23 protein-coding genes and 1 pseudogene are annotated in these 20,999 nt (G+C 54.1%); 20 read left to right on the plus strand and 4 right to left on the minus strand.

Features of this window, described 5'->3' with window-relative positions:
• Positions 1 to 17 precede the first annotated feature (17 nt).
• Together ACWJ62_RS17155 and glgP are read left to right on the plus strand one after the other, a co-directional pair.
• Positions 18 to 788 (plus strand): SDR family NAD(P)-dependent oxidoreductase, encoded by a 771-nt coding sequence (locus tag ACWJ62_RS17155; RefSeq protein WP_449287284.1) that lies wholly within the window; start codon positions 18 to 20, stop codon positions 786 to 788.
• A 30-nt stretch (positions 789 to 818) separates the two neighbouring features.
• Positions 819 to 3,353: an alpha-glucan family phosphorylase gene (glgP, locus tag ACWJ62_RS17160; protein WP_449287285.1), complete on the plus strand. Its 2,535-nt coding sequence runs from the start codon at positions 819 to 821 to the stop codon at positions 3,351 to 3,353.
• 3 nt (positions 3,354 to 3,356) lie between these two features.
• Here glgP and ACWJ62_RS17165 read toward each other — a convergent pair whose 3' ends face one another.
• Positions 3,357 to 4,769 (minus strand): TrkH family potassium uptake protein, encoded by a 1,413-nt coding sequence (locus ACWJ62_RS17165; protein ID WP_449287311.1) that lies wholly within the window; start codon positions 4,767 to 4,769, stop codon positions 3,357 to 3,359.
• Between the two features lie 250 nt (positions 4,770 to 5,019).
• Between ACWJ62_RS17165 and ACWJ62_RS17170 the strand changes: the two genes are divergently transcribed.
• Genes ACWJ62_RS17170 through ACWJ62_RS17180 form a run of 3 tightly spaced genes read left to right on the plus strand, consistent with a single transcriptional unit; the run spans position 5,020 to position 6,781 of the window.
• Complete coding sequence (locus ACWJ62_RS17170) at positions 5,020 to 5,562, plus strand: porin family protein (RefSeq protein ID WP_449287286.1); 543 nt, start codon at positions 5,020 to 5,022, stop codon at positions 5,560 to 5,562.
• 23 nt (positions 5,563 to 5,585) lie between these two features.
• Positions 5,586 to 6,161, plus strand: coding sequence for an acyl carrier protein phosphodiesterase (locus ACWJ62_RS17175; protein WP_449287287.1), 576 nt, complete (start codon positions 5,586 to 5,588; stop codon positions 6,159 to 6,161).
• Positions 6,158 to 6,781, plus strand: a complete 624-nt coding sequence (locus ACWJ62_RS17180; RefSeq protein WP_449287288.1) for an ATP-dependent zinc protease family protein — start codon at positions 6,158 to 6,160, stop codon at positions 6,779 to 6,781. The genes ACWJ62_RS17175 and ACWJ62_RS17180 overlap by 4 nt, the downstream gene beginning before the upstream one ends.
• A gap of 17 nt (positions 6,782 to 6,798) precedes the next feature.
• Here the strand turns inward: ACWJ62_RS17180 and ACWJ62_RS17185 are convergent, their stop codons facing one another.
• Positions 6,799 to 7,803, minus strand: coding sequence for an MBL fold metallo-hydrolase (locus tag ACWJ62_RS17185; RefSeq protein WP_449287289.1), 1,005 nt, complete (start codon positions 7,801 to 7,803; stop codon positions 6,799 to 6,801).
• 257 nt (positions 7,804 to 8,060) lie between these two features.
• Between ACWJ62_RS17185 and soxC the strand changes: the two genes are divergently transcribed.
• The 15 genes from soxC to ACWJ62_RS17260 all read left to right on the plus strand — a co-directional run bounded on the left by soxC (position 8,061) and on the right by ACWJ62_RS17260 (position 18,728).
• Positions 8,061 to 9,392 carry a sulfite dehydrogenase gene (gene soxC / locus ACWJ62_RS17190; RefSeq protein WP_449287290.1) on the plus strand — a complete coding sequence of 444 codons (1,332 nt, stop codon included), beginning with the start codon at positions 8,061 to 8,063 and terminating at the stop codon, positions 9,390 to 9,392.
• Positions 9,376 to 10,053, plus strand: a complete 678-nt coding sequence (locus ACWJ62_RS17195) for a c-type cytochrome (RefSeq protein ID WP_449287291.1) — start codon at positions 9,376 to 9,378, stop codon at positions 10,051 to 10,053. Before soxC ends, ACWJ62_RS17195 begins: the two co-directional genes overlap by 17 nt.
• A 54-nt stretch (positions 10,054 to 10,107) precedes the next feature.
• Complete coding sequence (soxX, locus tag ACWJ62_RS17200) at positions 10,108 to 10,461, plus strand: sulfur oxidation c-type cytochrome SoxX (protein WP_088828408.1); 354 nt, start codon at positions 10,108 to 10,110, stop codon at positions 10,459 to 10,461.
• A gap of 19 nt (positions 10,462 to 10,480) precedes the next feature.
• Positions 10,481 to 10,969 (plus strand): thiosulfate oxidation carrier protein SoxY, encoded by a 489-nt coding sequence (gene soxY / locus ACWJ62_RS17205; RefSeq protein WP_449287292.1) that lies wholly within the window; start codon positions 10,481 to 10,483, stop codon positions 10,967 to 10,969.
• A gap of 25 nt (positions 10,970 to 10,994) precedes the next feature.
• Complete coding sequence (gene soxZ / locus ACWJ62_RS17210; protein WP_148607025.1) at positions 10,995 to 11,306, plus strand: thiosulfate oxidation carrier complex protein SoxZ; 312 nt, start codon at positions 10,995 to 10,997, stop codon at positions 11,304 to 11,306.
• A 51-nt stretch (positions 11,307 to 11,357) separates the two neighbouring features.
• Entirely contained in the window at positions 11,358 to 12,197 is an 840-nt protein-coding gene (gene soxA, locus ACWJ62_RS17215; RefSeq protein ID WP_449287293.1) for a sulfur oxidation c-type cytochrome SoxA, read from the plus strand.
• 26 nt (positions 12,198 to 12,223) lie between these two features.
• Positions 12,224 to 12,529, plus strand: coding sequence for a hypothetical protein (locus tag ACWJ62_RS17220; protein ID WP_449287294.1), 306 nt, complete (start codon positions 12,224 to 12,226; stop codon positions 12,527 to 12,529).
• An 85-nt stretch (positions 12,530 to 12,614) separates the two neighbouring features.
• Complete coding sequence (gene soxB / locus ACWJ62_RS17225; protein ID WP_449287295.1) at positions 12,615 to 14,372, plus strand: thiosulfohydrolase SoxB; 1,758 nt, start codon at positions 12,615 to 12,617, stop codon at positions 14,370 to 14,372.
• 3 nt (positions 14,373 to 14,375) lie between these two features.
• A complete protein-coding gene (locus ACWJ62_RS17230) occupies positions 14,376 to 14,837 on the plus strand; it encodes a DsrE family protein (protein ID WP_449287296.1) in 462 nt (153 codons plus the stop codon).
• Between the two features lie 28 nt (positions 14,838 to 14,865).
• Positions 14,866 to 15,381 (plus strand): GlcG/HbpS family heme-binding protein, encoded by a 516-nt coding sequence (locus ACWJ62_RS17235; RefSeq protein ID WP_449287297.1) that lies wholly within the window; start codon positions 14,866 to 14,868, stop codon positions 15,379 to 15,381.
• Positions 15,382 to 15,405: 24 nt separating this feature from the next.
• Complete coding sequence (gene dsbG / locus ACWJ62_RS17240) at positions 15,406 to 16,167, plus strand: thiol:disulfide interchange protein DsbG (RefSeq protein ID WP_449287298.1); 762 nt, start codon at positions 15,406 to 15,408, stop codon at positions 16,165 to 16,167.
• 24 nt (positions 16,168 to 16,191) lie between these two features.
• Positions 16,192 to 17,127: an MBL fold metallo-hydrolase gene (locus ACWJ62_RS17245; protein ID WP_449287299.1), complete on the plus strand. Its 936-nt coding sequence runs from the start codon at positions 16,192 to 16,194 to the stop codon at positions 17,125 to 17,127.
• A gap of 311 nt (positions 17,128 to 17,438) precedes the next feature.
• Positions 17,439 to 17,798 carry a hypothetical protein gene (locus ACWJ62_RS17250; RefSeq protein WP_449287300.1) on the plus strand — a complete coding sequence of 120 codons (360 nt, stop codon included), beginning with the start codon at positions 17,439 to 17,441 and terminating at the stop codon, positions 17,796 to 17,798.
• A gap of 133 nt (positions 17,799 to 17,931) precedes the next feature.
• Positions 17,932 to 18,195, plus strand: a complete 264-nt coding sequence (locus ACWJ62_RS17255; RefSeq protein ID WP_449287301.1) for a hypothetical protein — start codon at positions 17,932 to 17,934, stop codon at positions 18,193 to 18,195.
• The gene (locus tag ACWJ62_RS17260; protein ID WP_449287302.1) at positions 18,159 to 18,728 is read left to right on the plus strand and encodes a tyrosine-type recombinase/integrase; all 570 of its coding nucleotides are present in this window, start codon (positions 18,159 to 18,161) and stop codon (positions 18,726 to 18,728) included. The genes ACWJ62_RS17255 and ACWJ62_RS17260 overlap by 37 nt, the downstream gene beginning before the upstream one ends.
• A gap of 449 nt (positions 18,729 to 19,177) precedes the next feature.
• On the opposite strand, the gene ACWJ62_RS17265 is transcribed toward ACWJ62_RS17260, so the two are convergent.
• Together ACWJ62_RS17265 and pgi are read right to left on the minus strand one after the other, a co-directional pair.
• Positions 19,178 to 20,164, minus strand: a complete 987-nt coding sequence (locus ACWJ62_RS17265; protein WP_449287303.1) for a carbohydrate kinase family protein — start codon at positions 20,162 to 20,164, stop codon at positions 19,178 to 19,180.
• Positions 20,161 to 20,999, minus strand: a pseudogene (gene pgi, locus ACWJ62_RS17270) (glucose-6-phosphate isomerase); the annotation flags it as partial. The gene ACWJ62_RS17265 and the pseudogene pgi, both read right to left, overlap by 4 nt.

Below are 20,999 nucleotides of genomic sequence, written 5' to 3' on the forward strand. Positions count from 1 at the left end.
GATCAGGGAGATCTCTCATGGAACGGCTCAAAGATAAGGTTGCGGTAGTCACCGGTGGCTCCGTCGGGATCGGAGCTGCAACCGCAACCCGTATGGCAGAGGAGGGCGCCGCTATCGCCATACTGGATTGTCAGGACTCTGAAGGTGAAACCCTCGCAAGCGAGCTAACAGATCGGGGTTTGAAGGCCGGTTATTGGCACTGTGACGTGAGTAAGGAGCAAGAAGTAAAGAAGGTAATGGATGACGTTGCCAAAAACTTCGGAAGCCTCACAGTACTGGTCAACAACGCCGGCATCGCGGGTGCCAACAAGCCCACTCATGAGCTGACCGAGGAAGAGTGGGATCACGTGCAGACTGTGAACGTGAAAGGTGTATTTTTCTGCACCAAGCACGCCATTCCCCACATGAAAAAAGCGGGCGTTGGCAGCATTATCAACCTGTCGTCGATTTACGGCCTGGTGAGTGCGCCGGATATTCCGCCATACCATGCATCCAAGGGGGCCGTTCGGCTGATGTCAAAAACCGACGCCCTGTTGTATGCCACTGAGAACATTCGCTGCAATTCCGTTCATCCCGGATTTGTCTGGACTCCGCTGGTTGAGGCTCATCTCAAAACAACCGGGCAAGACCCGGAAGCAGCCAGAAAAGCGACAGCGGCGATGCATCCTGTGGGTCATATGGGCGAGCCGGATGATATTGCCTGGGGCGCCGTCTACCTGGCCTCGGACGAGTCCAAGTTTGTAACTGGCAGTGAGCTGGTGATTGATGGCGGTTATACCGCTCGCTGATACCCCGACCAACCTGAGCGGAGCTCACATTTGACGCTGGCAGCCTATACCCCGCGGTCCATGCCGGAATCCCTGAACGGGCTGTTTCAGCTGGCACTGGACCTGCGATGGACCTGGCACCATGGCACCGATGATCTGTGGCGTGCCCTTGATGCAGAAATCTGGGACACCACCCGCAACGCCTGGCTGGTGCTGAACACTGTATCCGGTGAGAGACTGGAAGAGCTGGCTGCCGATCCTGACTTCCAGGAACGCTACCGTGAGCAAATGTCGGCCCATGGTGAGTTTATCCAGGCAGATACCTGGTATTCCTCCGACTGCCCGGGAGACCTGGGCGAGGGTGTTGCCTATTTCTGCATGGAATACGGCCTGAGCGAATCTCTCCCGCTATACAGCGGTGGACTGGGCGTGCTCGCCGGGGATTTCCTCAAGGCGTCAAGTGATCTGGGTGTTCCCGTGATGGCCATAGGCCTGCTTTACCAGCAGGGCTACTTTCGCCAGGCTATCAGCACCGATGGCGAACAGCTGGAATTCTACCCTTACAACGATCCCACCATGCTGCCCGTCTCACCTTTGCGGGACGCTGACGACCAGTGGGTGAGGGTGATTGTGCCTTTCCCGGGACGACACGTTCGCCTGCGGGCCTGGAAGGCACAGGTGGGCCGCTGCGAGCTGCTGTTGCTCGATAGCAACGACCCCCGAAACGAACCGGGCGACCGCGGTATTACCAGCGAACTCTATACCGGCGACCCGGAAAAGCGCCTGCAACAGGAAATGGTATTGGGCATCGGTGGCTGGCGCCTGCTGAAACAATTGGGGAAATCGCCGTCGCTCTGCCATCTGAATGAAGGCCACTGTGCCCTGGCACTGATCGAGAGGGCTTTCAGCTGGCAGGATGAACATGAAAGTGATTTCCAGACGGCTCGAACCGCGACAAGGGCGACCAATCTATTTACCACACACACATCGGTGGCTTCCGGCTTTGATCATTTCTCCCGATCGCTATTGCGCTTGTACCTGACACCCTGGCTTGAAGGCCGCGAACTGAATGTCGATCAATTGGTGGCATTGGGAAGCCAACCATCCAACGCAGATAATCGGTCGACTGGCCCTAAACTCAACATGGCCTTGCTGGCCCTGAATATGAGCGGCCGGTTCAACGGTGTCAGTCGCATTCACCAGAAGGTCACCCAGACCATTTTCCAACCCTTCTTCTCTCGCTGGCCAGCCGAAGACATTCCGGCGGACTACGTGACCAACGGCGTCCACACGCCGAGCTGGGATTCACCGGAATCCGACGCCATCTGGACACGGGCCTGTGGCAAGGATCGCTGGCGCAGGCCTTTCGAGAACACCTGTCCGATGACAGACATCGCCGATGAAGAGTTATGGGAAATGAGGCGTCTGCAGCGTGCCCGGCTGATCAACTATCTCCGGCGAAGGCTTGCAAGCCAGCATTGCGAACAGAACCCCGGAAACAACCATGAAGCCGCCTGCGGCCTTTTGCTAGACCATGAAACCCTCACGCTGGGGTTTGCCCGCCGGTTTACGGAATACAAGCGACCAGACCTTCTACTCAAGGATCAGGAGCGCCTGCTCAAGCTGCTTGTTAGCCGCGATCGCCCCATTCAGATCGTGCTTGCGGGCAAGGCCCACCCCTATGATCTTCCGGGCAAAGACATCATACGACGTTGGAAAGCCTTCTCCCGGCGACCGGACGTCGAGGGTAAGGTGGTATTTATTGAAGACTACGATCTGGGCGTGGCCAACCAGCTTATCCAGGGCGTGGATGTATGGCTGAACTGTCCCAGGCATCCGTGGGAGGCCTGTGGCACCAGCGGTATGAAGGTGCTCGTGAACGGGGGGCTGAACCTGTCACAGTATGATGGCTGGTGGGCGGAGGCCTGGAACTCCGATGTGGGCTGGGCTATTCGACCCGGCGCTACCTTTGACGAGCTGAGCGGGTCAAACAATCACGACCACGATCTTTCAGACATGGAGGAGCTCTTTGATCTGCTGGAGAACGAGGTGATTCCGGGGTTCTATGACGTCGACAGCGAGGGTATTCCTCGGAAATGGGTCGGGCGTATGCGTGCGAGCATGGATCAACTGACGGCGGCCTATTCCGCCAACCGGATGGTGCGGGAATACGTCGAGCAGTTTTATCTACCCATGGAAGAAGTGGGAAGCCACCGCAGCTCCGAGACTGCACGGGAGCTACTCAATGAGTATGGAGAAATCTCGAGGCACTGGTCCCGGTTGCGCTTCAACAGCTTCAATACCGGCGAAGCTCCGGGGAGCCAGACGTTCACCGTGGAAGTCTACCTGGACGGTATTGACGAGCAGAGGATTGCGGTAGAGCTTGTGGCAGAGCACTCCGAGCATGGCCCAAGAACCGTTACACCCATGGAGATGAAACATCCACTGGGTGGTTCCGCCCATACCTATCTTTATGAATGCACAGTGCCTTCACGCCCAGAAGGACACTACACCCCACGCCTGCGGGTGCGGGACGAACGCCTGAACCTTCCCCTGGAAAACCCCGCCATACTCTGGCTCAGGTAGGCCTCAGCTACGCCAGAACGCCGGCGAAAGAACGATCACCACGCTCAGTATCTCCAGACGCCCCATTAGCATACCCACAGACAGGACCCACTTTGCGGCATCGGGCAGCGGCCCGAAGTTACCTGCAGGGCCAATGATGTCACCGAGGCCGGGGCCTACATTGGTCAGCGAGGTGAGGGCGCCGGACAGTGCCGTTACAAAGTCCAATTGCATGGCGGCCAGGGCAACCGTAATCAACAAGAGACAGAGCAGGAAGATAAACGTGTAGGCAATCATCGACGAGATAATCTCATCGCTCACGGCCCGGCCGTTGTAGTTACGGGTAAGAACCGCACGAGGGTGCAGCAGGCGCATCAACTGCTCACGCAGGATGATCAGGGAAAGCTGGAACCGGAAGATTTTCATGCCGCCGGCCGTGGAACCGGAGCAGCCGCCGACGAACATCAGGAAGAAGAACAGCACGAACGCCAGAGGGCCCCAGGCCGAATAATCTTCGGAAGCATAGCCGGTGGTTGTTACCACAGAAGTGACGTTGAACAGGGTAGAGGCATAGTTATGGATGGGATCGAAGGGAACCGGTGACACCATCCAGCGGTAGAGAGTCAGAAGCAGCGGTACAAAAAACAGGATCGCGAGGAACAATCGCACCTGCTGATCCCGGAACAGAACACCGTGTTGGCCATGCATTTCACGAACGAACAGGAAGAAGGGCAGGCTGCCGATAATCATGAACAGGGTAGCTTCCATGAGAATCAGATCATTGAACTTGCCCATGGACAGGTCAGAGGTGGAAAAGCCGCCGGTGGCGATGCTGGTAAGACCGTGGTTAAAGGCATCGAAGAGTGTCATGCCGGAAAACCAGTAGGTAACCACCGCAATGATCGAAAACGCCAGATAAACCACCAGCAGGCCACGGCTGAGTGTTTTCATCCTTGGCAGAGCCTTGTCGGTCCATTCCGAAGACTCGGTGGCGAACAGCCGCATGCCGCCGACCCGCAGAAACGGGAGCACCGCAACGAACATACCGATAATCCCGATACCACCAATCCACTGCAGAATCGACCGCCAGATCAACAGATCCCTGTCCATATTATCGAGGCCGATGAGCACCGTTGCCCCGGTGGTGGTAATGCCCGAGGTACCCTCGAAAAAGGCGTCTGCGGCAGAAATGCCGAGGTCACTCAAATAGAAAGGAAGGGATGAAAACAGAGCAATCACGAACCACGAAGATACCGTGAGCACGAACATGTACCGGGGCTTCAAATCCCTCGGTTTGCGGTAGGTGGCGGCCATTCCCAGTATGCCAAGGACCCAGACAATGGCAGCCGATTCCGCAAACGCCATGGCGTTCGGCGTTTCGGAGCCCGCAAGCAAAATGACAGGCAATGTCATGAAAATGCTCAAAAGCACAAACATGACGCTGACAATGAAAATGACGGGGTAGAGATTTCTCAATGGATGCTCGAGCCAGCTGATACCGGGAGACGGCGTCAGAATACCTGTGGGGTCGGCCTTCCGCAAGGTAACACCGCGCGGATGCTGAAATTACTGGCGAATTAAATCGGTGTAAATAACGCGTAAATGCGGATCTTTCTGATGGCAAAACGCGTGAGTCTGTTGCAAGTTCAGTAATGTACACCGAACAATTCGGTTAAGGAGATAAAAGATGAAACACGTACGTTCAATTGCCATTGTCTTTGCCACCAGCCTGGCGGCTGCCGGAACCGCATCTGCCCAGGACATGTACAAGTCTGGCGTTGGCGGGCTTTATACCGGCCTGAACTACACTTTCATGAACCTTGAGAGCGGTAACGCGGATGCTGATGTGGGAACCCTTTCCGCCAAAGTTGGCGTGATGGCGACGCCGTATCTGGGTATCGAAGCGCGGGGCGGTTTTGGCGTGGATGATGACCGCATCGGCGGGGTCGATTTTTCACTGGATAACTTTTTCGGCGGCTATGCCACATTCAATCTGGCCAACGAATCACCGATTACGCCATACGCTATCCTTGGCTTTACCCGGGTTGAAATCGAAGCTTCTTCATTTCTGGGAACCGCAACAGAAGACGAGAGCGACGTATCCTATGGCATCGGCATGAACATGGAATTTGCTCCGAACCTGTCCGGCAACCTCGAATACATGCGTTATTATGAAGACAGTGATGCCGAAATCGATGGTCTGGGCGTCGGCATTCAGTTCAACTTCTGAAACCAGGCCACCGGGGAGACTGTTTGAACCATCTGGCTCATGTATTTCTCGCGCCGGACTCACCTGAAGCACGGGTGGGAAGCATCCTCGGTGACTTTACCCGGGGCGTCGATCTCTCGACGCTACCGGACCCGGTGAGGCAGGGCGTCCGTCACCACCTGGCGGTCGACAGCTTCACCGACCAGCATCCCGAGGTGCTTGCCAGCAAGCAGCTGTTCTCTCGACAAAGACGCCGATTTGCCGGAGTCGCGCTCGATATTCTTTACGATCATTTTCTTCTCAAACACTGGGATCGCTTCAGCGACACTGAGCGCGGCGCGTTTATTCACCGTATATACAACGAGTTGCAGGAGAAAGAGCACCTGATGCCGGAAAAAATGGCCCTTGTTACGCGGCGAATGGTGTGGAACGACTGGTTCGGCGCCTACCAGGACCTTGAAAACATAGGCTACGCGTTGGACCGTGTTGCAGGGCGCATACGGTTCAGAAATGATTTCACCGGCATGATCACGGAGATCCGCACAAACCAGGACGAACTGGAGCACAAATTTTTATCATTTTTCCCGGATTTACAGGAATTTGCAGGAGGTATTGAATGAGTTTTGTTAGCAAATTAGGCGCGACTGCTGCGATTTTTTGCCTATCCACAATGGTTGTTTCGCAAGAGTCCGAACCAAGCGTTGAAAAAGGGCCTCCCGAGACTCTTGGCTATGTTGAATGGGTCGTCATGCAGGACACCAGCCTTAGGCTCAAGGCTCGCCTCGATACCGGCGCCAAAACCTCTTCACTGCACGCGGTCAATGTAGAACCGTTTGATAAGGATGGTGAGGAGTGGGTCAACTTTCAGATTCCGCTCGGCGACCACAAAGATCAGCCCACAGAAGGTGAGCTGGACCATGAGAGCGTCATTATCGAATTGGAACGACCGATCGAGCGGACTGTTCTGATCAAACGAAAAGGCGCGCCTTCCCAAAGACGGTACGTGGTAATGATGGATTTCTGCATCGCCGGAACCAGCCACACCACTCAGTTCTCCCTGACTGACCGTGGCAAATTCTCTTACCCGGTCCTTCTCGGGCGCAGATTCATGCGTGATGACAATATCCTTATCGATTCGGCAGATTCCTTTCTTGCCGAAAGGGAGTGTGAATACATGACACTCGAAGAGCTGGTCGAACAACATGAGGCGCACGTGCGCGAGGCGACAGACGCCGAATAGCGCAACCCAAGCTCTCGTTAGCTCCCTCCCAGAGCCGCTTTTTCCATCTCAAGGTAAACGCGATAGGCGTTTGCCTTGTTAGAGGCATCGAACGCTGGCAGGTTTTCGTATCGTGACCAGTCTGTCTGCTGGTAGGCGTCTTCAAACTGCATCCATTGATCTACCGCATCCCCCATCTTTTCTCGAACGTACGCCAGATAATCATAGGTGAAATTCAGGGCCGCCATAGCGCTTCCGGATGCCCGGCCATGCCCGGGTATCAGAATCTCCGGCTCAAGGGCTCTGACTTCGTCGATTGCTGACATCCAGTTCGCGGTATCAACCTCGGAACTTGCCAGGAAAGGGACACGGCCATTCTGAATAATATCGCCGGAGAACAGAACACCTGCTGGTTCTACTAACATCAGACTGTCATCCGGAGCATGAGCTGGTCCGGCGTGCAATATCGTGAAACGGAAACCGCCTGATTCGAACGTCGTCGTCTCATCGAAAGTCATGTCTGGAGCGATCAGACGGGTTTCGTCATCAACCCAGGGTGACAGCGCCACTTTACGCTGCTCCAACCTTCGATCCGCGTCCGGACTCTGGATATAGGCCGCTGATGATTCCTGAGCAATGATCTTTGCCTCTGTATGATCCCTGAACGCCTGGAGCCCATACACATGATCTGCATGATAATGGCTGATCACCACATGAGTGATGGGTAGTGCAGTCATTTCGCGTATTTTGGCGATCATTTCGAAGCCAAGGCTGGGCGTTCCAAGGGCATCGAAAACCACCACACCCTTTCCAGTAATGACAAACCCGGAATTGGCAGTTAAGCCCTCGTTTTCAGGACCGGGAACACCAGACTGACCAGCGAAATAGTAAACGTTTTCGGCGCCAACCGACTCTGCCTCAAACGGTATTGAGAGCGCAGGGTAGGCCGACGAGGATTCCGCCATAAGGTTTCCAGCCCCGAAGGTGATCGTTGCCAATAATCCGGCAGTAGTAATACCGCTTTGAATTTTTTTGTCCCGCATTTGATGTTCCTCCTTGGCCGATTCCGGTCATACAAACGCCATGGATAACCGCGTCTTACACGTATTTTATGTAATTCAAAAACCACCTTTTCCTTCCGGCGCTGGGCTGATCCTGCCCCAAAAACCACTTGTAACCTGATTTCAAGACGGCTATAAATAAAGTTATATCCTTATAACAGAAACAACAAGTCCGTCATTGCAGTGCTTCACTGATGCCGGCCGACTGTCCCGAAAGGGCATCGAAGGAGGAGAAAAATATGCTCGGCAAACTTCGCCGACTCAACCAGGGTGTATCCGAAATCGCCCTGGAAGAGTCCGAACGCTTACCCTCAGCAGAACGCAGACGGTTTCTCAGAAGCGGCTTGTTTACAGCTGGTAGTGCCATGGTTGGTGGGGCACTCGCAGGCATTGCACCCAAGGCTCTGGCGGCAACCCAGTACCCCCCTGAAATACCCTCATGGACCCGCTCGCTGGGGCCGGGTGTCGTGGCGGACCCCTATGGCGTTCCATCACCTTTTGAAAAAGATGTCATTCGGCGAAACGTGCCCTGGTTAACTGCGGACAAGGTTTCGTCCATCAGTTTCAGCCCGCTTCAGCACCTGAAAGGAATCATCACACCGAACGGTCTTTTCTTCGAACGGCACCATGCAGGACGTCCCGAAATCGATCCCCAACAGCACCGTTTGATGATTCATGGCCTGGTAGACCGGCCAATCATTCTCTCTATGGAAGATCTGCAGCGTTTTCCGAGCGTTTCCCAGATCAATTTCATTGAGTGCCCCGCAAACGGGGGCATGGAATGGCGTGGCGCACAGCTCAATTCACTTCAGTTTTTGCATGGCATGGTCAGTTGCGCCGAGTGGACCGGCGTACGGCTTTCAACACTTTTGCAGGAAGCGGGAATCCAGCCCAAAGGCAAATGGCTGCTGGCCGAAGGCGCTGACGGTGCCGCCATGACCCGAAGCATTCCACTCGAAAAGGCTCTGGACGATGTCATTGTCGCGTACGCCCAGAACGGCGAAGCACTGAGGCGTGAGCAGGGCTATCCGATTCGCCTGGTGGTTCCAGGCTGGGAAGGAAACACCCATGTGAAATGGTTGCGGCGCCTGGAAGTGGGAGACAAGCCCTGGATGCAACGGGAGGAAACTTCCAAGTACACCGATCTGATGCCTGATGGCACTGCTCACGGTTTTACCTGGGTAATGGAGGCCAAATCAGTCATCACATCGCCATGCCCGGAGATGCCGGTTCGAGGCAAGGGTATTTGCCAAATCGAAGGGCTCGCCTGGAGCGGACGAGGCAAGGTCAGAGCGGTCGATGTTTCGGTTGACGGTGGGAAGAACTGGCAACAGGCCCAACTCAGGGAGCCGGTGATGTCCAAATCTCTGACCCGATTTTCTCTGGAATGGAAGTGGGATGGTGATCCGGCACTCTTACAGTCGCGAGTCATCGATGAAACCGGTTATGTGCAGCCAACGCTTGGGCAACTGAAAGCGGCTCGCGGCACCAATTCGATTTACCACAAAAACGCCATCCAGACCTGGAAAGTCAACGCAGACGGGAGTGTCGTCAATGTTCAGCTTTCTTGAATCGTCGCGTGCTTTGACGGGAATCTGTCTGGGCGTAGCGCTCGTCTCCGCGCCGATGACCGGTGTCGCGGAACCGGCAGGCCATTATGGATACGGTGCAGCCGCGACCGAAGAACAGATTGCGGCCTGGGATATTGATGTCCGGCCTGACGGCATGGGGCTTCCAGAGGGCAGCGGCAGTGTTGATGAGGGTATGCAGGTCTATGAAACCTACTGCTCATCCTGTCACGGCGCATTCGGTGAGGGGATGGGCCGTTACCCCAAACTGGCAGGGGGTGACGGAAGCCTCGCAGAGGATCGTCCCGAAAAGACCGTCGGAAGCTACTGGCCCTACGCCTCAACACTCTGGGACTACATTCATCGCGCTATGCCTTTCTTCGCGCCCCAGTCCCTGACCGATGATCAGGTCTATGCGCTCACGGCCTATGTGCTGAACCTGAACTACATCGTGGAAAGCGATTTTGTAGCCAACCAAGAAACCCTGCCGGAAGTGGTTATGCCCAATCAGGATGGCTTCACCTGGGAGGATCCACGTCCGGTTGTCAGCAATGAACGCTGTATGAAGGACTGCAAAGAGTCGGTGACGGTTTCCGACTCAGCAGCTGGGAAAAACCTGACTCCGAGCACCACCGGCCCCCTTGATGAGGGGATGACAGAATAAGAAGGCTGATCTGGAGTCGAGGCTCCAGGAAACAAGGCTGAGGAGGACTGCGTAATGCGAAAAGGGCTCATCTCTGTGTGCTTGACCACACTCGCACTGAGCGCGACAGCGCCGGTGTTTGCCGAAACAACCCAGGCTGATATCGACCGCGGTAAAGAACTCGCATACAGCCGAAAAGACGGAAACTGCCTTGCCTGCCACAAGATGGACGACGGCAAGCTTACCGGAAATATCGGGCCGGAACTGGCTGACATGCAGGCCCGTTTTCCAGACCGAGAAATGCTGTTCAAACGCATCTGGGACGAAACCCAGTTCAATCCCGTGACGGTGATGCCACCGTTCGGGAGACACATGATCCTGAGCAAACAAGAAATCAACCGGATCATCGATTACCTGTATACGCTCTAACTGCGGAGGAGAAGTTACCGTGACTGACCAAAGGCGAAGAGGCTTTTTGAAGGGGATGCTGGGCGCAGGTGTCGCCGGGTTCGCACTGGGTTCCGGCCTTGTGCCGCTACGAGTCGAGGCCGCGACCGCTCCCGACGCATCTGATTGGCCGGACAAGGCCTTCAAGACCCCGGGGGTGGATGACACCATCGCCGAACTTTACGGGATGGAAGCGAGCGAGTCCGACAAGATCACCATGGACCTGCCGACTATTGCCCAGAATGGCGCGGTTGTGCCAGTGACCGTCGAAACCTCGCTCCCTAATGTAACCAGCATCGGACTGCTGGTCGCCAAGAACCCCAACGCCCTGGCGGCCTATTTCGACGTTCCTGAAGGCACACTGCCTTTTGTATCAAACCGCCTGAAAATGGCTGAGACGACGGATGTTGTGGCAGTCGTTATTTCCGACGGCAAGGCCTACAAGGCGACCCAGAACGTGAAAGTTACCGTTGGCGGCTGCGGCGGCTAAAAGCTAACCGGACAGGAGAACAACAATGGCGTCCAGTATCAGAGTTCGAGCAGTAGAGAATGGCGGCGTGACATCACTAAAAGCCCTGGTTCGACACCCCATGGATTCAGGCTTCGTTAAGGATTCAGCAGGGAACGTCATCCCGGCGCATTTCATCAAGGTTCTTACCATTGCTCACAAGGGCAAGAACGTTTTCGTGGCCAATTGGGGCCCGGCGGTATCCAAGGATCCCTTTCTGGAATGCCGATTCGAGGGCGCCAAGAAGGGTGACGAACTCACCATTAGCTGGGTCGACAACGAAGGCGAAAGCGATTCAACCACCGCAACGATCGCCTGAGAATTGGCCGCCGGGGGATTCTCCCCGAGCAGCCGAATAGGAGGATTGGATATGCTTAAAGCAAAAGTCATTCTGGTCTCGCTCGGTGTTGCACTGGCCATTCCCCAGGCATTGGCGGGCTCGACTCCGGAAGAAGACAGGAAAGAGGCGGTTGAATACTTCAAACAGATGTTCCCGGATGTTCCGTTTGAGGAGTTTGTTAACGGGCAATACGCCCTGAACGAAGATCGGCGAAAGCAGTGGGAATCAATGCAGGACTTCCCACCCTACGAATTTGCCGTAGCGGAAGGTCAGGAAATGTTCGAGACGCCTTTTGCCAACGGCAAGACATACGCGAGCTGTTTCGAAAATGACGGTATCGGTATTCGCCAGAACTATCCGTACTTCGATACAGAAAAGAACGAAGTTATCACGCTTGAACTCGCCATAAATCGCTGCCGTGAGGACAATGGTGAAAAACCTCTGAGATGGAAGAAAGGGGCCATTGCCTCGATTTCCGCCTATATGGCATCCACCTCCGAGGGCAAGCCTATTGATATCAAGGTTCCCGACAATCCCGATGCCATGGCGGCTTACCAGGATGGCAAGGAGTTCTATTACAGCCGGCGCGGGCAGCTGAATTTCTCTTGCGCAAGCTGCCACGTGCAGAACCCTGGCAAGTGGATTCGGGCAGACTTCCTCTCGCCGGCACTCGGTCAGCCAGCCAACTTCCCGGTACACCGCTCCAAGTGGGGAGAACTGGGCACACTGCATCGCCGCTTCGCCGGCTGTAACAACAACGTGCGCGCGGATCCTTTGCCAGCCCAAAGTGAGGAATATCGAAATCTTGAGTACTTCCTTACCTATATGAGCAATGGTTTGCCCGTTGCTGGACCAGCGACGCGGCCATAGGCCTGGATCGGAAAGGGAGAAACGTAATGAAAAAGCCTTTACTCACAATCGCCATATCGCTCGCCCTATCTGCTCCGCTCGCTGTCCAGGCGGGCGAGAAAGAGGACTTCGAAGAGCTCTTCGCTAAAGCGCAAAGCACTCATAAGGATGCGGGAACCTTCCAGTGGACGGTAACGGGTGATCGGTTAAAGGCAGCGAAATCGGCTGCTGACAATGGTGAATACAAGAAAGCCAAAACAATGGCGAATGAAGCGCTAAAACTCGCTGAAGAGTCGGTCGCCCAAAGGAAAACACAACAGGAAGCCTGGCGCCAGGTGGCAATAGGCAACTGATCATCGCTCCGAAACAACCAGCCACCCCATGGAAAATGGGGGCAGGCTGGTGAGCTCCCATAACGACTAAGAAAAGGAGAGGGCAGTGACAATTTCCCGAAGAGACTTCCTGATGGCCATGCAAGCGGCAGCCCTCGCCGGGCTCGCCCCGAAACTTGCTTTGGCAAAAGGCGGCGAGGGACTGTACGACGCTCCGATGTTTGGTAACGTTCGGCTGCTGCATCTCACCGATATCCATGCCCAGTTGCTCCCCGTTCATTTTCGGGAACCAAACGTTAACCTGGGGATAGGTCCCAGTAGAGGCAAGGTCCCACACCTTGTAGGCAGTCACTTTCTGGACCATTTCGGCATACCGTCTGGTGGCCGGCGTTCCCATGCCTTCACCTATCTGAATTACGCCGAAGCCGCGCAGGAATACGGAAAACTTGGCGGGTTTGCCCATCTTAAAACGCTCATAGACCAGCTTCGGGAGCAGGCGGGTGCAGGTAACTCACTTCTGCTCGACGGCGGCGATCTATGGCAGGGCTCCGGAACAGCTGTCTGGACCAACGGCGAAGATATGGTCGAAGCCAGCAATCAGCTTGGTATCGACGTCCTGACCGCACACTGGGAATTCACCTATCCGGAAGCGCAGATTCGTAAGAACCTGAGCGCCTTCAAAGGCGAGTTTGTTGCCCAGAACGTCTTCCTTTCTGACGAAGCCATGTTCATGGGTGCGGAATCCTTTGATGAAATGAGTGGCCGAGTTTTCAAGCCATACACCATCCGCGAACTAGGGGGCAAACGGGTCGCAGTCATAGGCCAGGCGTTTCCTTACACCCCGATAGCCAACCCTTCCTATTTTATTCCTGACTGGCGCATGGGCATTCGCGAATCGGAGATGCAATCTCTGGTGAACGGGATCCGGGAAAAGGAAAAGGTCAACGCGGTGGTTGTGCTTTCTCACAATGGCATGGACGTCGACCTGAAAATGGCAAGCCGCGTTACAGGTATCGATGCCATCCTTGGTGGTCATACCCACGATGCGGTTCCACAACCGACGGAGGTTACCAATCCGGGCGGTAAGACATTGGTCAGTAACGCCGGTACCAATGGGAAATACGTTGCAGTCCTGGATCTGGATATCGGCAATAACGGCGTGCGAGGCTACGAGTACAAACTGTTGCCCGTGTTCTCTGACCTGATTAAACCGGATCCCTCGATGACCAGATTCATTGAGGAGGTCCGCGCGCCATATCTGGAAAGGCTCGGCGAAAAGCTTGCTGTGGCCGACGAGCTGCTTTACCGACGTGGCAATTTCAACGGCACCATGGACCAGGTGATCTGCGATGCGCAACGCCAGGTGCTTGATGCCCAGATTGCCCTGTCGCCAGGCTTCCGGTGGGGCACGACTGTGCTACCAGGCGATAACATCACCATGGAAGACGTAATGAACGCCACAGCGATCACCTATCCGGAAACCTACGTGCGGGAAATGTCCGGCGCCGACCTCAAACTGATTATGGAGGATGTGGCCGACAACCTGTTCAACAAGGATCCTTATTATCAGCAGGGCGGCGATATGGTTCGCGTTGGCGGTATGGATTACACCTGCGATCCCACCGGCACAATGAACGGTCGGATTTCAGATATGCGCCTGGATAATGGCGAACGAATCGAAGCGAACAAAATGTATAAAGTTGCTGGTTGGGCCACGGTTAACTCGCGGGCGCCAGGTCGACCAATATGGGATGTGGTTGCCGATTATCTGCGGTCCGAAAAGACTGTAAAAATCGAAAAGTTCAACACTCCGAAGCTCAAAAATGTCCAGGGAAACCCGGGACTTGAAGACTATGCAGGGTAACTGATGATCCCGATTCTCATGAAGGTGCCAATCACTGTGCTGATGGCCCTCGCGCTTTTGATAGCGTCAGGCCTGCTTCACGCGGAACCTTTGAGTGAGAGTAAGCCCTTTGCCGAGAAATTCCTGCTTCTGCAGTTAAGTGACGGTGAAGCTGAAAAACAGAACAAGGTTCTGAGCGTCGCGGCCAACCTGATCGAGTTTTACGGCCCCGATGCCATCGATATGGAAATTACGACATTCGGACCCGGTGTTCGCCTGATGTACGCCGATAACAGCCGCCGGGAAAGAATCAGTAGCCTCATTGCCCAGGGTGTCCGGTTCACCGTCTGTATGAACACGATTAATACCATCGAAAGAGAGACCGGCAACCGACCGGCCCTCCATCCGGACAGTATCCCGGTTGACGTGGGGGTGGCTCACATTCTCGACGAGGTTGAGAAAGGCTATGTTCTCGTTCGCCCATAATCGTCTGGTCCCAGAAAGGAAGCATGCCATGAAAACCACATTTACAAGGTCCCTCACATTAGCGGCAGCTATGGCAGCCAGCGGTCTGGCTGGCGCTCAGGAAACCAGTCAGCCAGTAATGGTGGAAATCAAGAAACTGTCGATGGATACCGCACTGACAATCGCAAAAACAGCCATTGATGCCTGCCGGGAGCAGGGTGTTCAGGTGGCAGTGACGGTCGTCGACCGGGGAGGGCATCCACAAGTCGTGTTGCGGGACGTGTTGGCAATGGACCTCTCGCTCGAAGTCAGCTATCGGAAAGCCTATACGGCCATGACCTTCACCAGTCCGACCTCGTCCCTGGAGGACCGCTTCACCGGGCCATTCTCCGTCGGCAAGGTTGAGAAAGTTTTGCTCTCGGCGGGAGGTGTGCCCATTCAGGCCAGTGGTGAAACCGTTGGTGGGGTGGGTGTAAGTGGCGCGCCCTCAGGAGAGACTGACGAGATGTGTGCCCAGGCAGGTGTTGCAGAAGTAGAGATGGACCTGGAGATGGCCTCCTTCTAACGGTCGAATAAACGGTAAATCAAGATGATACGAGGGTTTCTGAAAGTCGTTTGGCCACTATTTCTGGTGCCGTCGATGGCCGTTTCTGAGCCATACCCGGATGCAGTCCAGACACTGGTTGCCGACGGACTCACGATAGAGGCCAGCTTTGAAGCGCCAGGAGGGCTAAAAGGCTTTGTCGGCCGCAGAAGCGGGCGTTCGGTATCGCTTTATCTCATGCCGGATGGAGAACACGTAGTGGTTGGCAGGATGATGGACGGTTTTGGTCAGGATCTCAGTTCAGATCATATCAGGCGCTGGCTACCGGATCCGGACCTGACAGGTGCCTGGCAAAGACTGGCGGATGCTGCCTGGATTTCCGAAGGACCGGTTGATGCCACTCGAATCGTCTATGTCTTCTCAGATCCCAATTGCGGCTATTGTCTGGTGTTTCGCGACAAGGCGCAGACGTATCTAACGCGGGGAATCGAGTTACGCCATATCATGGTTGGAATGATTCAACCGTCCAGTCTTGCAAAGGCTGCCAGTGTGATCGGGGCTGAAGATCCAATTAGCAAACTCGAGTTTCATGACAGCCAATTCCCCAGGGACTGGCTGGAGTCTGACGACAATGTTCCAACAGACTTGCGAGAAAAGGTACAGAGCAACAATCGTTTGATGACCAGCCTGTCTGCTGCAGCAACTCCATCCGTGTTCTATCGAGACTCGGAGGGAAACGTTCGCAAAATCGTAGGTTTGCCGGACGACTCGGCATTATCCGAGGCGGTGTTCAGACATCCGGATTGATGCAGTTTGGTAAGGAGATCAACCATGGGACTAAAAGATCTGTTCTTTGCGCTATTAATACTTCCCGGACTTGTTGCGGCCAGTGATAGCGTTCCCGAGAAACTGAAACTGACGAAGGTCACCGACCGGGCCTATTCGGCCATAGGTGCTACCGCTCCGGGCACCTATGAAAACCATGGCCACAATAACAATCTCAGCTTCATCATTACTGAGAAAGGTGTGGTGGTGTTCAACGGCGGCGATAATTATCTGCTTGCGAAAGCCTTCCACAATTCGATCCGCAGTATCACGGAAAAAGGCGTCAAATACGTAGTAAATGAAAACGCCCAGGGTCATTCCATGCTGGGTAACAGTTACTGGCGTGATCAAGGCGTTCCGATCATTGCTCAGAATGAAGCTATCCGGGAATTCGAGCACCAGGGCGATGCCAAGCTGGCGTCCATGAAGCGACGGAACAAGGAGAAAGCGGAAGGGACTTACGTTGCCGTTCCGGATATTGGCTTTGAAGAGCGACACGATCTCGACATGGGCGACGTGCAGATACAGCTACATTATTTCGGCCCTGGGCATTCTCCGGGGGATATCGCACTCTGGGTGCCAGAGCAAAAGTTACTGATTACTGGAGACCTCGGTTTCCACCAACGCCTGCTGGCTGTTTTCGAGGATACGGAGACCGGAGCATGGGTAGAATCCTTCGATAAGATGACAGCGCAACTGGATCCGGAGATAGTGATTCCCGGCCACGGTGAACCCACGACAATTGACGTTGTTACCGAAGAGACCCGAGGCTATCTCGTTTTTCTGCGTAATGCGGTCATCGAAATTCTCGAGCAGGGTGGCGGCCTGAACGATGCCTACAATATTGACCAATCACAGTGGTCTTATCTGGACACCTTTGAGGAGCTCGCCGGGAAAAACGCTGGAAGGGTTTATCAGGATCTGGAGTTTGAGTATTTCTGATTCGCGGGCATTTGGACTTTCGTTACGTCCGGTGCACACCATATTTAACATAATATACATTATGCGCAGTAAGGCATGACGTTTTCCGGTTCGCGCGGTTCAGATTGGTGGACGACCACAGAAAGTACTAAAAATTTCCACAACAAGTGCTAAATTTCCACAATAAGTACTACAAAGTCTAACTTGCTGATTTGGTGCGTTTTTGTTCATGGTGGCTCTGACCTAACCTACCTAGTGCAGGCTATTTCCTAAACTTGGACAGACGACCTAACCAAGAAAAAGATGGGACTACGAATAAGAGCTCTACTTTTATGTTTGGTAGCTCCGATGAATGCCGCAGCCGGCTGTTACGTCATTGTAATCTTGAGGGTCAGTCCACGCGCGAAGGTTTCGAATTTGAAATCTCTGAGGAGGGTATCAGCGAAGAGAGGTTTATCGTTGAATTGAATGGGCCGGAAAGCAAAGTTACTCCTAATAACATGAGTTGCAACCAAGTCGGAGCGCTGACTCTACTGTGCATTGACGCCGTTGAGAATGGTAAATCGGTTATAGAAACCTGGTCTGTTTTCCCTGAAAGAAAGAAGTTGGTCCACACTAAATCAATCAATGGCTTGGGGGCCTTCAACGGAGGAACCTTGTTCGTAGGTGAAATTATTGGGCGTTGCGACTGAGATCGCTGGGCCTGTAACCACCACTGACCTTCAATATACGTTTCCCGAGATAAAATCCGTTAAAATAACATTATTACGGATTTTATTTGCGCTCCCCCCTTCTATGCCAGCGCATTACCAGGAGCCTCCTTAAATGAGTAAAACTGGCCAGGCACGCGTGTTGACGCCCGAACAGTTCGGCCACCTCTTGAGCGTGATCCGGGAACATCGCTATCCTGAAAAGAATACGGCGTTGGTTCAGATCAGCTTCAAGCTCGGGCTGCGAGTCCAGGAAATCGCGCTTTTACAGATCAAAGACGTTGCCGAACTCGGCCCGACACTTCTGGCCAGCGTTCGTTCAAGCTCAGAGAAATCCTGGCGTTGCCTGCGGCTTACACTAAAGGTGCCGATGCGCTGAGGCGATCCAAATCATCTTACCAACGCCGTCGGATCAGTTTCAGTGTTCACGATTTTCACCAGCTTGTTCAGCGAATTGAAACCATGGCTAAGGCCGGCGCCGAGATCAAACCGGAGGATTTATATCCTGAGGTGAACAAGCACCGTGGTAAATCGCGCGATCTTCCGATGAATGACGCAGCACTGAGAACTGCTATAGAAAATTACCTTGCGATCCGTCTGGCAGCAGATCCTTCGGTGAAAAAGACTGATCATCTATTCCTGACTCAAAAAGGAGGCCCCTACTCTCCCAACACTCTCCAGGAACACTTAGCTCTGATGCAGAGGCATTGGGCAGGTATTGAGCGAGCGAGCTCCCACAGTGGCCGGCGGACGTTAATGACAAATATCATTCATGACCAAAAGAAGTCAGTTAAAGTTGCTCAAAAAATCGCTGGCCATGTTTCACCTTCAACGACGCTCATTTATGAAGAACCTCCTGAGGAGTCACTGAAGGAAGCGTTGCAGGATGCCGGGTACCAATATGTTGGATAACCCAGCAAGCGGATAGCTCTGGCTATCTCAGAATCATCGTTGTACCCGACCCTGTGTCCAGTACTAAACAGTATTGGACTTTTCTAACAACAAGTTTGTTTGCATGGCTCATCCGGAGTGGAATCGTCAACTGCTCAGGAATCAGGATCGTCCGGTTGACCTTCTTGAGAAACCTAACCAATCAAAAGTTGGCAGCTCTCCTGTCCGCGGTGTTGTTGGTAGCCACAAACTCATAGCTCCCCTGCCCGCCTCTCGAAAACCTTTTCGACGATTCTGCCGTCGCCAACGTGATCTCCTTGCCACTTACAACTAGATACCCGTGAGATTTTCGAACGTTAGCTGCGGTCGCAAAGCGAGCGTTCAGGCTGATCGACCAACACTTTTTCTTGGAAAACTCAGCCTCTTTTAGAAATGTCCGCAGTAACGGGGTAGAACCCCGCGTCTTCCTATCAGGATAGGTAAGCCGAAACTTCCTCGAGGTTTGGCAAAGAAGTGAAGGCTCCAGCATGAGTTACCGCGTGAGCACCACAGGCACTGGCAAAGGTCAGTATGTCTTCGAGTTTTTCGGGGTCTTCGCCCAACGCCTTAAGATTGGCAGCGGTTATATCCCGATCCGACAGCTGATAGAGCAGCCCACCAACGAACGCATCGCCAGCGGCGGTGCTATCAACCATCTGGACGTTTCGTGGCTCGATGGAACCGTAATGGGATGGGGTGAAGTAACGCAGTGGATTTTCGCCATCCGTGACCAACACTAAAGAAGCTCCCGAGTTTAAGATTCGCTGCAATACCTCAGATTCGTTCTTGTCTCTACACAGAAAAGTCAGTTCTTCGGTGGATAGCTTTACAAGATCGGCTTGCTCTACACAGGTCCACACCGCAGCAAATGGATCTGTGCCTTTGGGCCAGAGGTTATTTCTGAGGTTCATATCAAAGCTCACCAGCCATCCAGCTGCTCTAGCCTTTTCCAGTCCTGACTGGGTTGCTTCCAGAATGCCAGGTTCAGTCAACGTGTTGGAGCAAAAATGGAAAATGCCTTGGCCATTGAACCATTCTGGCTGAAACTCATTTGGGGTGAATAAAAGGTCCGCCGACGGTCCTCGATAAAACTCAAAGCTTCGCTCACCGGTGCTATCCAGTGACACAAAGGCCAAGGCGGTTTTCGCCTCGCTGGTTTGCTTCACATAATCTGTTCGCACATCCAAGGCTTCCAGCGACTCAATGAGAAAATCACCGAACATGTCAGCGCCCACCTTGCCGGCGAAATAGCTGTCTCCGCCGAGCTTACCGATTGCGGCCGCTACGTTTGCCGGTGCACCACCCGGAAATTTTGTGAAGCGTTCGTTCACAGAACCAGAGTGTTCAGATTGGTCTTCACCCACCCTGCTTGAGAGCATGTCCACCAGGGCTTCACCGAATGAAATAACCTTGATCATTGACTGCTTCCCTCTTCCACCGCTGGGTCTGAATCGGCTGTACCTGTGTGCAGGTGCTTTTTGACGATTTCCATAAGCCCCCGGGTTGACGAATCGTACCTGTGACTCTGTTGTTCAATATCGCGGCTGATATCATTGGCCAGCCGTTTCCCAAGCTGAACTCCCCACTGATCAAAGGAATTGATGTTCCAGATGGAACCCTGCACGAAGACCTTGTGTTCGTATAGGGCAATGAGGGCGCCAAGATTTCGGGGCGTCAATTCGTCGATCAGCAGCACGTTGCTTGGGCGATTGCCAGGACAACTGGCGTATTGGTCGGTCTGAGCGTCGCCATTCATAAAGGCATTGGCTTGTGCCAACATGTTGGTTAGCAGGGCAAAATGATGACCTCTGGTGTCTCTTTCGGGTTTCAGCGTTGCAATGAAGTCGATGGGTACGAAACGGGTCCCCTGGTGAAGCATTTGAAAAAACGCATGCTGACCGTTGGAACCGGTTTGCCCCCAAACAATGGGACCGGTGGCATGACCGACCGGATTGCCATCAATGTCCACGGACTTGCCATTGCTCTCCATATCCAGCTGCTGCAGGAATGCCGGCAGTTGGTGCAAGGCCTGATCGTAAGGAATGATTGCCTGGGTTTCGGCGCGCAGGAAATTGATGTTCCAGATGCCGATAAGAGCCAGAAGGACCGGCATGTTCGCTTCCAGTGGCGCGCTCAGGAAGTGCTGGTCCATGGTGAAGGCGCCGTCGAGCAGATCGATAAACGCGTCGTACCCGATGCTCAAAGCAATGGGCAAGCCGATGCTGGACCAGAGCGAATAGCGCCCACCCACCC

Source organism: Marinobacter sp. PE14 (genome assembly GCF_053566155.1).